The organism is Pseudomonas sp. MWU13-2862, from assembly GCF_023242495.1.
GTDB lineage: Bacteria > Pseudomonadota > Gammaproteobacteria > Pseudomonadales > Pseudomonadaceae > Aquipseudomonas > Aquipseudomonas gingeri_D.
Map to the genome: position 1 here is coordinate 301,072 of NZ_JALMEZ010000004.1, position 15,221 is coordinate 316,292.

The 15,221-nt window shown below is 65.4% G+C and carries 15 protein-coding genes and 1 pseudogene; all 16 read left to right on the forward strand.

Annotated features, from left to right (window positions below):
* Positions 1-3 precede the first annotated feature (3 nt).
* The 16 genes and pseudogenes from M5C56_RS09510 to M5C56_RS09585 all read left to right on the forward strand — a co-directional run bounded on the left by M5C56_RS09510 (position 4) and on the right by M5C56_RS09585 (position 15,219).
* Entirely contained in the window at positions 4-258 is a 255-nt protein-coding gene (locus tag M5C56_RS09510; RefSeq protein ID WP_100940447.1) for an acyl carrier protein, read from the forward strand.
* Positions 255-800, forward strand: a complete 546-nt coding sequence (locus M5C56_RS09515) for a hypothetical protein (protein ID WP_103498009.1) — start codon at positions 255-257, stop codon at positions 798-800. The genes M5C56_RS09510 and M5C56_RS09515 overlap by 4 nt, the downstream gene beginning before the upstream one ends.
* A complete protein-coding gene (locus M5C56_RS09520; protein ID WP_103498008.1) occupies positions 797-2,467 on the forward strand; it encodes an AMP-binding protein in 1,671 nt (556 codons plus the stop codon). The genes M5C56_RS09515 and M5C56_RS09520 overlap by 4 nt, the downstream gene beginning before the upstream one ends.
* Complete coding sequence (locus tag M5C56_RS09525; RefSeq protein ID WP_103498007.1) at positions 2,460-3,194, forward strand: glycosyltransferase family 2 protein; 735 nt, start codon at positions 2,460-2,462, stop codon at positions 3,192-3,194. Before M5C56_RS09520 ends, M5C56_RS09525 begins: the two co-directional genes overlap by 8 nt.
* Positions 3,191-4,129: a glycosyl transferase gene (locus tag M5C56_RS09530; protein WP_103498006.1), complete on the forward strand. Its 939-nt coding sequence runs from the start codon at positions 3,191-3,193 to the stop codon at positions 4,127-4,129. The genes M5C56_RS09525 and M5C56_RS09530 overlap by 4 nt, the downstream gene beginning before the upstream one ends.
* Positions 4,110-5,654 carry an aromatic amino acid ammonia-lyase gene (locus M5C56_RS09535; RefSeq protein ID WP_103498005.1) on the forward strand — a complete coding sequence of 515 codons (1,545 nt, stop codon included), beginning with the start codon at positions 4,110-4,112 and terminating at the stop codon, positions 5,652-5,654. The genes M5C56_RS09530 and M5C56_RS09535 overlap by 20 nt, the downstream gene beginning before the upstream one ends.
* The gene (locus M5C56_RS09540; protein ID WP_103498004.1) at positions 5,647-6,072 is read left to right on the forward strand and encodes an acyl-CoA thioesterase; all 426 of its coding nucleotides are present in this window, start codon (positions 5,647-5,649) and stop codon (positions 6,070-6,072) included. The genes M5C56_RS09535 and M5C56_RS09540 overlap by 8 nt, the downstream gene beginning before the upstream one ends.
* Complete coding sequence (locus tag M5C56_RS09545) at positions 6,069-6,776, forward strand: outer membrane lipoprotein carrier protein LolA (RefSeq protein ID WP_103498003.1); 708 nt, start codon at positions 6,069-6,071, stop codon at positions 6,774-6,776. Before M5C56_RS09540 ends, M5C56_RS09545 begins: the two co-directional genes overlap by 4 nt.
* Positions 6,760-9,054: pseudogene (locus M5C56_RS09550) on the forward strand (MMPL family transporter); the annotation flags it as partial. The gene M5C56_RS09545 and the pseudogene M5C56_RS09550, both read left to right, overlap by 17 nt.
* A gap of 106 nt (positions 9,055-9,160) precedes the next feature.
* Positions 9,161-10,408 carry an NAD(P)/FAD-dependent oxidoreductase gene (locus M5C56_RS09555; protein WP_247263109.1) on the forward strand — a complete coding sequence of 416 codons (1,248 nt, stop codon included), beginning with the start codon at positions 9,161-9,163 and terminating at the stop codon, positions 10,406-10,408.
* Entirely contained in the window at positions 10,405-11,139 is a 735-nt protein-coding gene (locus M5C56_RS09560) for a class I SAM-dependent methyltransferase (protein ID WP_103498001.1), read from the forward strand. The genes M5C56_RS09555 and M5C56_RS09560 overlap by 4 nt, the downstream gene beginning before the upstream one ends.
* Positions 11,136-11,618: a DUF3261 domain-containing protein gene (locus tag M5C56_RS09565; RefSeq protein ID WP_103498000.1), complete on the forward strand. Its 483-nt coding sequence runs from the start codon at positions 11,136-11,138 to the stop codon at positions 11,616-11,618. The genes M5C56_RS09560 and M5C56_RS09565 overlap by 4 nt, the downstream gene beginning before the upstream one ends.
* Positions 11,615-12,811 carry a beta-ketoacyl-[acyl-carrier-protein] synthase family protein gene (locus tag M5C56_RS09570; protein WP_103497999.1) on the forward strand — a complete coding sequence of 399 codons (1,197 nt, stop codon included), beginning with the start codon at positions 11,615-11,617 and terminating at the stop codon, positions 12,809-12,811. The genes M5C56_RS09565 and M5C56_RS09570 overlap by 4 nt, the downstream gene beginning before the upstream one ends.
* Positions 12,808-13,272 carry a hotdog family protein gene (locus M5C56_RS09575; protein ID WP_103497998.1) on the forward strand — a complete coding sequence of 155 codons (465 nt, stop codon included), beginning with the start codon at positions 12,808-12,810 and terminating at the stop codon, positions 13,270-13,272. Before M5C56_RS09570 ends, M5C56_RS09575 begins: the two co-directional genes overlap by 4 nt.
* Entirely contained in the window at positions 13,265-13,993 is a 729-nt protein-coding gene (gene fabG, locus M5C56_RS09580) for a 3-oxoacyl-ACP reductase FabG (protein WP_103497997.1), read from the forward strand. Before M5C56_RS09575 ends, fabG begins: the two co-directional genes overlap by 8 nt.
* Positions 13,993-15,219, forward strand: coding sequence for a beta-ketoacyl-ACP synthase (locus M5C56_RS09585; protein ID WP_100940433.1), 1,227 nt, complete (start codon positions 13,993-13,995; stop codon positions 15,217-15,219). Before fabG ends, M5C56_RS09585 begins: the two co-directional genes overlap by 1 nt.
* The last annotated feature ends 2 nt before the right edge of the window (positions 15,220-15,221 follow it).

Consider the following 15,221-nt stretch of genomic DNA (forward strand, 5'->3'; position numbering starts at 1 on the left):
ACCATGCAAACCCGTGACGACATCTTCAACACCCTGCGCGATGCCCTGGTCGAACTCTTCGAACTCGAACCCGAACGCGTCACCCTGGACAGCAACCTGTACCAGGACCTGGAAATCGACAGCATCGATGCCGTGGACCTGATCGACCATATCAAGCGTCAGACCGGCAAGAAAATCGCCGCCGAGGAGTTCAAGTCGGTGCGCACCGTCAACGATGTGGTCGAGGCGGTCTTTCGCCTGGTGCAACCGGCCGCATGAAACGCCTGATCGGCCTGGGCCTGCTCCTGGCGGGCCTGCTGTACCCCTTTGCGGTGTATTTCGGCATGGAGCACTTTGCCCCCTGGCAGTTCGGGCTGTTGCTCGGCGGCCTGTGGCTGGCCCGGGTCCTGACCGATGAGCGGCGCCCCGGCAGCCTGTGGATGGCCCTCAGTGCCATCGCCTTCTGCGGCTTGCTGGCGTTGCTGAACAGCCCGCTGCTGCTGCGCTGGTACCCGGTGCTGATCAGCGCCTTCATGCTCGGGCTGTTCGGCCTGAGCCTGAAATTCGGCCCACCGATAGTCGAGCGACTGGCCCGTCTGCGGGAGCCGCAGTTGCCGGATGTGGCCATTAACTATACGAGGCAGGTGACCCGCGTCTGGAGCCTGTTCTTTCTCTGTAACGGCCTGATCGCCGCCGCCCTGACCCTCTGGGCGCCGCTGAACTGGTGGATGTTGTACACCGGCCTGATTTCCTATGGGCTGATGGGTTTGCTGTTCGCCATTGAGTGGCTGGTACGACAACGGGTAAGAGGCCGCGCATGAACTGGATAAACCTTGAGCAGTTGTTGCTCAAGTCGCATGGACCGCGAGCGGTCACCCTGGGCCCGTCGCTGGATCATGCCGGGCTGTCAGTGCGGGCGTTAAGCCTGGCGGCCGGCTTGCAGGCGCGTGACGTCAAGCATATCGCCGTGCACCTGGAAGATGCCGGGGAACTGGCCATCGCCCTGCTCGGTGCCTGGCGCGCAGGCGTTCGGGTGCTGTTGCCCGCCGACCTGCAAGAGCAGACCCACCAACGCTGGGCGGCGGATGTCGACCTGTGGCTGACGGATAGCCACACCCTCGAAGCGCTCTGCGGCGAACCCTTGAGCCCGGCCGTGCTCGATCTTGATGATTGCCACCTGAGCCTGTGCACCTCCGGCTCCAGTGGCGAACCCAAGCGCATCGACAAAAGCCTGCGCCAATTGGCCAATGAAGTGCAGGCCCTGGAACAGCTGTGGGGCGCCGACCTCGAGCAGGCCTGCATTATCGGCAGTGTCGCTACTCAACATATCTATGGCCTGCTGTTCCGTGTGCTCTGGCCGCTGTGTGCCGGACGGACCTTTGTGCGCAAGCAATTGGCCTTCCCGGAAGACCTGCAACGCGCCAGCCGTGAACACCCGCAATTCACCTGGGTGGCGAGCCCGGCCCTGCTCAAGCGCATGGGCGACAACCTCGACTGGCCGGCCCTGAGCCAGGTGCGCCGGGTGTTTTCTTCCGGCGGTGCACTTCCGCCCGAGGCCGCGTCCAGTCTGCAACAACGCTTGCGACAATGGCCGACGGAAATTCTCGGCAGCTCGGAAACCGGCGGTATCGCCTGGCGCCAGGGCGATCCGCTGTGGCGCCCTTTTGCCGACGTACAACTGAGCCAGGACCCGGACGGTGCCTTGCAGGTGGCTTCGCCTTACCTGCCGGCCGGTCATATCGAGCAAACGGCGGACGCCGTACGCTTCGAAGCCGATGGCCGTTTTGAACTGCTGGGCCGATTGGACCGCATCGTCAAACTGGAAGAGAAACGCATCTCCCTGCCGATGCTGGAACAGGCCCTGGTGGAGCACGACTGGGTCGCCGAAGCGCGCCTGGGCGTGGTGCAGGAAAACCGCGCCTACCTCGGCGCGCTGCTGGTGCTCTCCGAACAGGGACTGCATATCCTGCGTAACCAGGGTCGGCGTACGCTGACTGAGGCCCTGCGCAAACATCTGCTCGGCCATTGCGAAACCCTGGCGCTGCCGCGCCGCTGGCGGCTACTGCGGCAGCTGCCGCTGAACCCCCAGGGCAAATTGCCCCAAGCCGAAGTCCAGGCCCTGTTGCAGGCGCCGCGCCCCAAAGGTCCGGAAGTGCTTTCGCAACACGAAACAGATGGCGAATGGCTGTTGCAGTTGGCCGTGCCGCCGGACCTGGCCTACTTCAGCGGACACTTCCCGGTCACTCCGGTGCTGCCCGGCGTGGTGCAAGTGGATTGGGCGCTGGAGCTGGGTCGCGAACGACTCGAACTGCCGGAAAAATTCGCCGGCATGGAAGTGCTGAAGTTCCAGCAACTGGTGCGACCGGGCGACCAGCTCGAACTGAGCCTGCGCTTCGACCGTGAACGCAGCAAACTGCACTTCGCCTTTCGCAATACCAAGGCCGCCTGCTCCAGCGGCCGCATCGTGCTGGAGGCGGCCCATGCATAAGCCCTGCGCCGTTATCCCGGTCTACAACCATGAGGCCGCCGTGCCCGCTGTTCTCGAAGCGGTGCTCGCCGCCGGCCTGCCCTGCGTGCTGGTGGACGATGCCAGCAGCCCGACCTGCGCGGCGGTACTGGAACAACTCGCCGAACGCGAACACGTTTCCCTGGTGAAACTACCCGTCAACCAAGGGAAGGGCGGCGCGGTCATGAGCGGAATGCGCGAGGCCGCCCGGCTGGGCTTCAGCCATGTCCTGCAGGTGGACGCCGACGGCCAGCACGACCTGCAGGACATCGCGGTCTTTCTCGACGCCTCGCGCCAGCACCCCGAAGCGCTGATCTGCGGCTACCCGCAATACGATGACAGCGTGCCCAAGGGCCGGCTCTATGCCCGTTACCTGACCCATGTCTGGGTCTGGATAAACAGCCTGTCGTTGCAGATCCGCGACTCCATGTGCGGCTTCCGGGTCTACCCGCTGCCACCGGTGCTGGCGCTGATCAATTCGGTGAAGGTGGGCAAACGCATGGACTTCGACTCGGACATTCTCGTGCGCCTGTCCTGGCGCAACCAACCCATGCGCTGGTTGCCGACCAAGGTCCACTACCCCCTGGACGGCCTCTCGCACTTTCGGATGTTCCACGACAACGCGCTGATTTCCAGCATGCACACCCGGCTGTTCTTCGGCATGCTGGTGCGCCTGCCGAGCATCCTCTGGCGACGGTGGCGGGCATGAGCGACGCACAAAAGCATTGGGCCGACCGCCAGGAACGCGGCAGCTTCTGGTTGATGAAACTCACCGCCTTCGGCGTCAAGGTCCTCGGCCGCCGGATGCTCAGCCCGGTGCTGCACGGTATCGTCCTGTACTTTTTCCTGTTCGGCCGCAGCGCCCGGCAGAGTGCCTGGCACTACCAGCAGCGCCTGGCCGACTGGAGCGCTCAAAGCGCCCTGCGGCCGACCCGCATGAATGTCTTCCGGCAGTTCATGGCCTTTGCCGACTCGTTGCTGGACAAACTCGATGTGTGGAACGGCAAGCTGCGCCTTGAGCAGCTCGAGATCGTCGACCCGGCTCGGCTGCGCGATCAACTGCGCGGCGAGCGCGGGCAGATGCTGGTGGGTGCGCACTTGGGCAATCTGGAAGTCTGCCGCGCCCTCGCCGAACTGGGGGAAAAGGTCACCATGAACGTGCTGGTGCACACCAAGCACGCCGAGCGCTTCAACCGCTTGCTGGGCGAAGCCGGGGCGACCAACCTGCGGCTGATCCAGGTCAGCGAACTGAACCCGGCGGTGATGCTGCAACTGAGCCAGCGCCTGGATCGCGGTGAGTGGCTGGCGATTGCCGGCGACCGTGTGCCACTCCATGGCGGACGCCATGTACGAGTGGATTTCCTCGGCCAGCCCGCTGCGTTCCCGCAAGGTCCATGGCTCCTGGCCGGCCTGCTGAAATGCCCGGTCAACCTGCTGTTCTGCGTGAAACTCCAAGGCCGCTACCGCATCACCCTCGAACCCTTCACCGAAGCCGTGCAGTGGAAACGCAACGACCGCGAACAGGTGATCGCCCAGTGGGCCGCCCGTTACGCCGAGCGCCTGGGCCATTACTGCCTGCAGGCACCGTACCAGTGGTTCAACTTCTACCCTTTCTGGAAATCCGATGACAACGCATCCGCTTGAGCCGGTCACCTTCGGCGAACTCCCGCTGCGCATCGAAGACGTGCTGGCCCTGGCCAACCGTCAGGTGCCGACGCAACTGCAAGGCGACCCGGCGTTCCGCCAGCGCATTGCCAAGGGCGCGCAGTTCCTTGATTCGTTGCTGGACAAGGAAGGCGTGATCTACGGCGTCACCACCGGCTACGGCGATTCCTGCGTGGTGGCGGTGCCGCTTCAACACGTTGAAGCGCTGCCGCGTCACCTCTACACCTTCCACGGTTGCGGCCTCGGCGAGTTGCTCGATCCCCAGGCCACCCGCGCGGTGCTGGCGGCGCGTTTGCAGTCGCTGTGCCACGGCGTGTCCGGCGTGCGTGTGGAACTGCTGGAACGCCTGCAGGCGTTCCTCGACCTGGACATCCTGCCACTGATTCCCGAAGAGGGCTCGGTCGGTGCCAGTGGTGACCTGACGCCACTGTCCTACGTGGCCGCGACCCTCTCCGGCGAACGCGAAGTGCTGTTCCGCGGCGAGCGCCGCCAGGCCAGCGACGTGCACCGCGAACTCGGCTGGGACCCGCTGGTACTGCGGCCCAAGGAAGCCCTGGCATTGATGAACGGCACCGCCGTCATGACCGGCCTGGCCTGCCTGGCCTTTGCCCGCGCCGACTACCTGCTGCAACTGGCAACCCGCATCACCGCCCTCAACGTAGTGGCGCTGCAAGGCAACCCGGAACACTTCGACGAGCGCCTGTTCGCCGCCAAGCCGCACCCGGGGCAGATGCAAGTCGCCGCCTGGCTGCGCAAGGACCTCGCCATCGATGCGCCGACCGCGCCGCTGCACCGTTTGCAGGATCGCTACTCGCTGCGCTGCGCACCCCATGTCCTCGGCGTGCTGGCCGACAGCCTGGGCTGGTTGCGTTCGTTTATCGAGACCGAACTGAACAGCGCCAACGACAACCCGATCATCGACGCCGAAGAAGAGCGCGTGCTCCACGGCGGGCACTTCTACGGCGGGCATATCGCCTTTGCCATGGACAGCCTCAAGACCCTGGTGGCCAACGTCGCCGACCTGCTCGATCGGCAGCTCGCGCTGCTGGTGGACGTGCGCTACAACCACGGTCTGCCGAGCAACCTGTCCGGTTCCAGCGCCGAACGCGCGATGCTCAACCATGGCTTCAAGGCCGTGCAGATCGGCGCCAGTGCCTGGACCGCCGAGGCCTTGAAAAACACCATGCCGGCCAGCGTGTTCTCGCGCTCCACCGAATGCCACAACCAGGACAAGGTGAGCATGGGCACCATTGCCGCCCGCGATGCGATCCGCGTGCTGGAACTGACCGAACAGGTCGCCGCCGCCACCTTGCTCGCCGCCAACCAGGGCGTCTGGCTGCGTAGCCAGGCCAGCGATGCGCGGCCGCTGCCGCCGGCCCTGGCGGCGATGCACGAAGCCCTGGCAAAGGACTTCCCCCCGGTCATCGAAGACCGCGCCCTGGAGGCCGAACTGCGCCTGTGCCTGAAACGCATCGCCGAGCAACACTGGAGGCTGCATGCGTAGCCGCGGCGTACTGCATGTCGATACCGAGATCCTGGTGCCGTTTTTCGACGTCGACACCATGCATGTGGTCTGGCACGGCCATTACGTGAAGTACCTGGAAGTCGCCCGCTGCGCGCTGCTGGACCATATCGGCCACAACTACACGCACATGCTCGAATCCGGCTACGCCTGGCCGGTGATCGACCTGCAACTGCGCTATGTGCGCGGCGCGGTGTTCGGCCAGAAAATCAATGTGCGGGCCAACCTGGTGGAGTGGGAGAACCGTTTGAAGGTCAACTACCTGATCACTGATCTTGCCAGCGGCGAACGCCTGACCCGCGCCAGCACCGTGCAGGTGGCGGTGGATATCCAGAGCCGGGAAATGCAGCTGGCCTCGCCCAAGGTCTTTGTCGCCGCTGTCGAAAAGGTGCTCGCATGAACATTCAGGTACGCCACAAAACCTGTAGGAGCCGGCTTGCCGGCGATGGCGTCCGCAAGATCACCGCAAGGCTCAAGGGCCTCATCGCCGGCAAGCCGGCTCCTACAAGGTTCGCGTGCCTGCTGAGCCTTTTGTTCGGCCTGGTTTTGTCCGCCCACGCCTCGGCCTTCGACCTGCAACAGCTGAGCGAGCAACTGGCCAAGCCCTCGGTGATCCACGGCAGCTTTATCCAGGAAAAACACCTGCGCGCCCTGCCGCAACCGCTGACCAGCAAGGGCACCTTCGTTCTCGCCAAGGACCACGGCCTGCTCTGGCTGCTCAAGACCCCGCTGCAGCAGGACTACCGCATCAGCGCCAAGGGCATCGCCCGACGCGACCCGAGCGGCTGGCAGATGGTCCCGAACAAAAGCGCCGGGGCCGAACAGAACCGCCTGTTCATCGCCGTGCTGCAAGGCGACAGCAGTGGACTGCAACGGGATTTCGAACTGCAACTGCAAGGCGACGCCCAGCACTGGCAACTGACCCTGGTGCCGCGCTCGGTGCTGCTCAAGCAGATCTTCACCCGGATCAATATCGACGGCGGCGAACTGGTGCAACGCATCGAACTGCTGGAAACCCAGGGCGACAGTACGGTCCTGCGCATGCAGGACAGCAGCGCCACCCTGCCCCTGAGCGATGCGGAGCAGCATGACTTTGCCGAGTGAACGCCTGCTCCCGCGCCTGTTCCTGATCCTGCTGCTGGCAGTGCTGGCGCTCGCCGGCTGGCAATGGCGGCATGGCGCGCCGGTGTCAGCCGATCTGATGGAACTGGTGCCGGGCTCGGCGCCCGATGCCCTGGAGCTCAAGGCCGAACAGCGCATGCAGGAACCCTTGAACCGGGAAATGCTGGTGCTGGTGGGCCAGGCCGATCGCCAGAAAGCCATTGCCCTGGCGCAACAGCTGGGCGAGCGCTGGCAGGCCAGCGGACTGTTCGAAACCGTGCAGTGGAGCTTGCAGGCCGACCTGCCGGCCTTGCGCCAACAACTGCTGGCCAGCCGCCTGGCGATGCTGACCCGCGCTGACCGACAGCAACTGATCGACCACCCGGCGGCGTTTATCCAGCAACGGGTCCAGTCGCTGTTCGATCCCTTTGCCGGCATCAGCCTGGTGCCGAGCCAGGACGACTGGCTCGGCCTGACCGGACGTATCCAGGACAGCCGGCCGAAACCCGGCGCAGTGCAATTCGATATCGGCAGCGGCACGTTGATCGCCGAGGCCGACGGTAAAAGCTGGGTACTGTTGCGGGCCCGGACCCGGGGTAATGCTTTTGACATGAAGCTGCCGATACAGGTCGCCGAACTGCTCAAGCACAGCCGCGAGGAAGCCGCCCAGGCCGACGCCCAACTGCTCGCCGCCAGCGGCCTGCTGTATGCCGCCGCCGGCCAGCAACAGGCCACCCGGGAAATCACCTGGGTCGGCGGTGGCGCCACCTTCGGCATTCTCCTGCTGCTGTTGCTGGCCTTCCGCCGTTGGCGGGTGTTGCTGGCCTTCGTCCCGGTGCTGGTGGGCATGCTGTTCGGCACGGTGGCCTGCGTGATGCTGTTCGGTCATCTGCACGTGATGACCCTGGTGCTGGGGGCCAGCCTGATCGGCGTAGCCGTGGACTACCCGCTGCATTACCTGTCCAAGAGCTGGAGCCTGAAACCCTGGCACAGCTGGCCGGCCCTGCGCATTACCCTGCCCGGCCTGAGCCTGAGCCTGGCCACCAGTTGCATCGGTTACCTGGCCCTGGCCTGGACGCCGTTTCCGGCCCTGACCCAGATTGCCGTGTTCTCCGCCGCCGGCTTGCTCGGCGCCTACCTGACCGCCGTGTGCCTGCTGCCGGCGCTGCTCAAGGGCACCGACCTGCGTCCGGCGCAATGGCCGTTGCGGGTCTGCGAAGTCTTGCTGAAGGTGCGTGAAGCATTGCTGCGCAAGGTCGGCAGCCGGTTGTTGCTGGCGCTGCTGGTGCTGTTCTGCGCCGGTGGCCTGTGGCACCTGACCAGCAAGAACGATATCCGCCAATGGGTCGGTGCGCCGCCGCAATTGCAGGCCGAGGCCCAGGCCGTCGCAAGGATCACCGGCTACCAGCCCACCAGCCAGTTCTTCCTGGTTCGCGGCGCCGATCAACAGCAGTTGCTGGAGCGTCAGGCCGCACTCGGCGAACGTCTCGATCAACTGGTGAGCCAAGGCAAGCTCCAGGGCTATCAGTCACTGGACCAGGTGGTCAGTCTGCCCCGGGAACAACAACAGTTGCAGGGCTCGCTCAAGCAACTGCCGGGGTTCTGGCAACCCTTGCTCGACCTCGGCGTACCGGCCGCTGCCTTGCAAAGCGAACTGGCACAGCTGCAAGCCCTGCCGATCCAGGATATCGACAGCGCCCTCAAAGGCCCGCTGTCCGAGCCTTGGCGCCTGCTCTGGCTCGGCGTGCAAACCGACGGCGTGGCCGGCATGGTCAGCCTGCGCGGCCTGAACAACGCCGACCTGCTGCGGGCGCAAACCGACGGCCTGCCGGGGGTAAAGCTGGTGGACCGGCTGGGCGAGTTGAACAAGGTCTTCGCTGCCACCCAGGTCAGCGCCGCCGAACTGAAACTGGCGTCCTGTGTGCTGATCGTGCTGTTGCTGATCCTGCCGTTCGGCCTGCGCGGCGCCCTGCGAATCATCGCCCTGCCATTGCTGGCCGCCCTTTGCAGCCTGGCCAGCCTCGGTTGGCTCGGCCAGCCGCTGACGCTGTTCAGCCTGTTCGGCCTGCTGCTGGTGACCGCCATCAGCGTCGACTACGCCATCCTGATGCGCGAGCAGATCGGCGGTGCCGCCGTCAGCCTGCTGGGCACCTTGCTGGCCGCCCTGACCACCTGGCTGTCGTTCGGCCTGCTGGCGATTTCCAGCACCCCGGCGGTGAGCAACTTCGGCCTGGCCGTAAGCCTGGGGCTGGCCTTCAGCTTCCTGCTCGCGCCCTGGGCCGCACGCCCAACTGACAAGACCGCGACACCGCAAGCTGATCACTCGGTCACGACTGTCGACCCGAGCCCTATCCCTTCGAAACCTTCGAACCCCGCAAGGAGCCTGTGTGCCAGCGATTGAAATGGAACATCGAGAAGTCGTGGTGATTGGCGCGGGCCCTTCCGGCGCCATCGCCGCCGCCTTGCTCAAACGCAATGGCCACGACGTGCTGATCGTCGAACGCCAGCACTTCCCGCGCTTTTCCATCGGTGAGAGCCTGCTGTCGCACTGCCTGGACTTCGTCGAAGAAGCCGGCATGCTCGACGCCGTCAACGCCGCCGGGTTCCAGTTGAAGAACGGCGCGGCCTTCGCCTGGGGCGAACACTACAGCGCCTTCGATTTCGGCCAGACCTTCAGCAACGGCAAGCCGACCACCTTCCAGGTCCAACGCGCCGACTTCGACAAACTGCTGGCGGACCAGGCCGCCCTGCAAGGCGTGGAAATCCGCTACGGCGAGGAAGTCGTCAGCGTTGATTTCGACCGGCCACAACCGCAGTTGCGGGTCCGTCGCGAAGACGGCAGCGAGTATTTGATCGAAGCACGTTTCGTCCTCGATGCCAGCGGCTACGGCCGGGTGCTGCCGCGTCTGCTCGACCTCGAAGCACCGTCGAGTTTCCCGGTACGCCAGGCGGTCTTCACCCATATCGAAGACCGTATCGAACATCCCGCTTTCGAGCGGGAAAAGATCCTGATCACCACCCACCCGCAACAGCGCGATATCTGGTTCTGGACCATTCCGTTCAGCAACGGCCGCTGCTCCCTTGGCGTGGTCGCCGCCGCCGGGCACTTTGCCGGACGCACCGAGGACCTGGATGCCTGCCTCAAGGGCTTCGTTGCAGAAACCCCGAGCCTGCAAGCCGTGCTGGAAAACGCCGTGTGGGATACCCCGGCGCGGACCATCGGCGGCTACTCGGCCAACGTGAAAACCTTGCACGGCCCGGGCTTCGCCTTGCTGGGCAACGCGGCGGAATTCCTCGACCCGGTGTTCTCCTCCGGCGTGACCATCGCCATGCGTTCGGCGAGCATGGCCGCCGGCCTGCTGCACCGCCAACTGCAAGGTGAAAGCGTCGACTGGCAGACCCAGTTCGCCGAGCCGCTCAAGCGCGGTGTCGAAACCTTCCGCTGCTACGTCGAAGGCTGGTACGCCGGGACCTTCCAGGATGTGATCTTCCATCCCGGCAGCTCGCCGGAAATCCGCGCCATGATCAGTGCGATCCTCGCCGGCTATGCCTGGGACGAGCGCAACCCTTTTGTCAGTGAACCCCGACGCCGCCTGCGGATGCTGTCGGAAATCTGTGCGAGTACCCCGACATGAGCCATCCGTACCTGAGCGACACCTACGTCGCGGAAACCCGCTTCGGCTTCTGGTTCCTGCGCAGCCATACCTGGCAGCACCACGTGCTGCGGGTGGCGATCAACGACCTGCGTGGCCTGTTCAGCGAGGCCCTGCCGGCCAACCCGGTGGTACTCGATGCCGGTTGCGGCCAGGGCAAGTCCTTCCAGTACTTGCAGCAAACCTTCGCCCCGGCGCGACTGATCGGCCTCGACGCCGATCCCCACAGCCTCAAGCTGAGCGGCGAAGAGGCGCAACGCCGTGGCCTGGAAGTCGAGCTGATCGGCAGCGACTGCGCGATCCTCGACGTGCCCTCGCAAAGCGTCGATATCCTCTTCTGCCACCAGACCTTCCACCACCTGGTGCAGCAGGACCGCGCCCTGGCCGAGTTCTATCGGGTGCTCAAGCCGGGCGGCTACCTGCTGTTCGCCGAGTCCACCGAAGCCTATATCGACACCTGGGTGATTCGCTGGCTGTTCCGCCACCCCATGCATGTGCAGAAAAGCGCGGCGCAGTACCTGGACATGATCAGCGACCAGGGTTTCGAATTCACACCGCGGAACGTCTCCTACCCGTACCTGTGGTGGAGCCGGTCCAAGGACTTCGGGCTGCTGGAGCGCCTGCGCCTGAAGAGCCCGCCGCCCGTGGGCCGGCGTGAGGAAACCCTGGTCAATGTGGTCGCCCGCAAACCCCTTGGCGAGACCGTCGAATGATCCGCGCCCTGTTGCTCGGCTGCCTCCTGCTGCTGGGCGCCTGCGCCAGCCGCGCGCCGCTGCCCGTGCACGCGCCGACGCTGGCGTTACCGCTGCAATTGCATATCGAGCGTGAACAGGCCGGGCAACGCCAGGACTGGTTGCTGGTGATCCAGCGTGAGGCGCACGGCCTGCGCTGGTCACTGATGGACCCACTGGGCATTCCCCTGGCCCGCCAGCGCCTGCAGGACGGTGAATGGCAGGCCGACGGCCTGCTGCCGCCCAATCCCCAGGCTCGCGAACTGTTCGCCGCCTTGCTGTTTGCCCTGACCCCGGATACCGAACTCGCGGGCAACTACCCGAGCGCGCAACGCCAAAGCGCGGAACGCGTCCTCGATGCCCGCTGGCGAGTCAGCTATCGCCAGCCGCTGGACTTCACCCTGAGCCTGCCGGAGAGTCTGCACTACCGAATCAGTCCGTTGAGCGAGGCTGCCCCATGACCGCCTACCTGAACGCCCTCGGCGTCATCTGCGCGCTGGGCCGCGACAAGCAGAGCGTGGCGCGCAACCTGTTTGCCGGCGACTGCTCGGGTATGCGTCCGGAAAGCGGCTGGGTGCCCGAACGCATCCTGCCGGTGGCCGCCGTGCAAGGCGAACTGGCAGCGATTCCCGCTGAACTGAGCGCCCAGGCCAGCCGCAACAATCAACTGCTGATGGAAGCCACCCTGCAAATCGCCGAGCCGATCCAGCGTGCCATCGACACCTATGGCCGCGAACGCATCGGCATCGTCCTGGGCACCAGCACCTCGGGCATCGATGAGGCCAGTCGTGGCATCGCCAGCTATCTGAAAGAGGGGCACTTCCCCGACGGCTACGACTACCAGCAACAGGAACTGAGCGCCCCGGCGGCCTTCCTCGCCGACTGGCTGCAACTGCGCGGCCCGGCCTACGTGATCTCCACCGCCTGCACCTCCAGCGCGCGGGCCTTGATGAGTGCGCGGCGCCTGCTCGACCTGGGCCTGTGCGACGCAGTGCTCTGCGGCGGCGTCGACAGCCTGTGCCAGCTGACACTCCGCGGCTTCAGCTCGCTCGAAGCCGTGTCGACGCAGCGCTGCAATCCGTTTTCGCTGAACCGCAACGGCATCAATATCGGCGAAGCGGCGGTGCTGTTCCTGATGAGCAAACGCGCCGACGACGGCCCGGCCATTGCCCTGCTCGGTGCTGGCGCCAGTTGCGACGCCCACCATATTTCCGCCCCCGACCCGACCGGCCAGGGCGCCGTGCAGGCCATGGGCAAAGCGCTGAAGCAGGCCGGCCTGCAACCGCAAGACATTGACTACCTGAACCTGCACGGCACCGCCACCCAGCACAACGACGCCATGGAAAGCCTGGCCGTGTCCACGTTGTTCCCGACAAGCCCGCCTTGCTCCTCGACCAAGCCCATGACCGGCCACACCCTGGGCGCCGCCGGCGCGCTGGAAGCGGCGTTCTGCTGGTTGAGCCTGAGTGCCGACAACCCGTCCGCCGCCCTGCCGCCGCACCTCTGGGACGGCCAGGCCGACCCGGCGCTGCCACCCCTGAACTGGGTCAAGCCGGGCGACCGCCTCAAACCCCATCCACTGCGCCGCCTGATGAGCAACTCCTTTGCCTTCGGCGGCAACAATGTCAGCCTGATTATCGGAGACGCCCCATGATCGATTGGCCGCTCGCCGAATTGCTGCCCCATGCCGGGGACATGATCCTGATCGACCAGGTCCTGTCCTGCGACGAAGAACAGATCCACACCCGCCTCACCGTGCGCCCGGACGGCCTGTTCAACCGCGAGGACGGCAGCCTGCCGGCCTGGGTCGGGATCGAACTGATGGCCCAGAGCGTCGCCGCCTATGCCGGTTGCCGCGCCCGTGGCGAAGGCAAACCGGTGGAGCTGGGTTTCCTGCTCGGCACCCGTAAATTCGACTGTAATGTGGAACACTTTCCCGCCGGCAGCGAACTGCGCATCCATGCCCTGCGCTCGCTGGAAGACGACAACGGCATGGGCGTGTTCGAATGCCACCTGACCGGTCCCGACATCCATGCCACCGCGCGCCTGAACGTGTTCCGTCCACCCCAGGCCGCCGCTTATCTATCCGAATCACAGGAGTCGCGTCATGACTGAATCCATCCTGGTCACCGGCTCCAGCCGCGGTATCGGCCGTGCAATCGCCCTGCGCCTGGCCCGCGCCGGTTTTGACCTGGTGCTGCATTGCCGCAGCGGCCGCGCCGATGCCGAAGCCGTGCAGGCCGAAATCGAAGCGCTGGGGCGCCAGGCCCGCGTGCTGCAATTCGATGTGTCCGACCGGGAAGCCTGTCGCACCCGCCTGGAAGCCGACGTTGAAGAACATGGCGCCTACTACGGCGTGGTACTCAACGCCGGCCTGACCCGTGACGGCGCTTTCCCGGCCCTGTCCGAAGAAGACTGGGACCTGGTCCTGCGCACCAACCTCGACGGTTTCTACAACGTGCTGCATCCGGTAATGATGCCGATGATCCGTCGTCGCGCCCCGGGGCGAATCGTCTGCATCACCTCGGTATCCGGGCTGATCGGCAACCGCGGGCAGGTCAACTACAGCGCCTCGAAGGCCGGCCTGATCGGCGCCGCCAAGGCCCTGGCCATCGAGCTGGGCAAACGCAAGATCACCGTCAACTGCGTTGCTCCGGGCCTGATCGACACCGCCATGCTCGATGACAATGTGCCGGTGGAAGAACTGCTGAAAATGATCCCGGCGCAACGCATGGGCACCCCGGAAGAAGTTGCCGGCGCGGTGAACTTCCTGATGTCCGCGGAAGCCTCCTACATCACCCGGCAAGTGCTGGCCGTCAACGGAGGCCTGTGCTGATGAAGCGCGTCGTCGTCACCGGCATGGCCGGCATCACCTCCCTGGGCAACGACTGGGCCAGCATCGAAGCCAACTTCCGCGCCAACCGCAGCGGCATCCGCTACATGGCCGAGTGGGAGCGCTTCACCGAACTGAACACACGCCTGGCCGGGCCCATCGATGATTACGCGGTGCCGTCGCACTGGACCCGCAAGCAACTGCGCAGCATGGGCCGGGTCTCGCGCTTCGCCGTCGGCGCGGCGGAAATGGCCCTGGCCGATGCCGGCCTGCTGGGCAACGAGATCATCCGTGACGGGCGCATGGGCGTGGCCTGCGGTTCGTCCACCGGCAGCACCGACGAGATCAAGGCCTTCGGCATGATGCTGATCAACTCCGTGGCCGAAGGGCTCAACGCCAACTCCTACGTGCGCATGATGCCGCACACCACGGCGGCCAATATCAGCATCTTCTTCGGCCTGACCGGGCGCCTGATCCCCACCTCCAGCGCCTGCACCAGCGGCAGCCAGGGCATCGGCTATGCCTACGAGGCGATCAAGTTCGGGCGCCTGCCGCTGATGCTCGCCGGCGGTGCCGAGGAGCTGTGCCCCACCGAAGCCATGGTGTTCGACGCGCTCTACGCCACCAGCCTGAAAAACGATGCGCCGCAGAGCAGCCCGCGTCCCTACGACAGCGGCCGTGACGGTTTGGTGATCGGTGAAGGCGGCGGCATGCTGGTGCTTGAAGAGCTGGAACATGCCCTGGCCCGTGGCGCGCATATTCATGCGGAAATCGTCGGCTTCGGCAGCAACGCCGACGGCCAGCACGCCACCCGCCCGGAGCAGAGCACCATGCGCCGGGCCATGGAACTGGCCCTGGAAGATGCCGGCCTGACGGCGGACGCCATCGGTTATGTGAACGGCCATGGCACCGCCACCGAGCAGGGCGATATCGCCGAGACCCTGGCCACCAGCAGCCTGTTCGGCAGCCGCATGCCCATCAGTTCGCAGAAGAGTTTCCTCGGCCATACCCTGGGCGCCTGCGGGGCGCTGGAATCCTGGTTCAGCATCGAGATGATGAACCGCGACAGCTACATCCCTACCCTGAACCTCGACCAGATCGACCCGCAATGCGGCGAGCTGGATTACCTGCGCGGCGAATTCCGGCAGATGAGCAACGAGTATGTGATGAACAACAACTTTGCCTTTGGCGGCGTGAACACGTCCCTGGTGTTCCGCCGCTGGCGTTGATT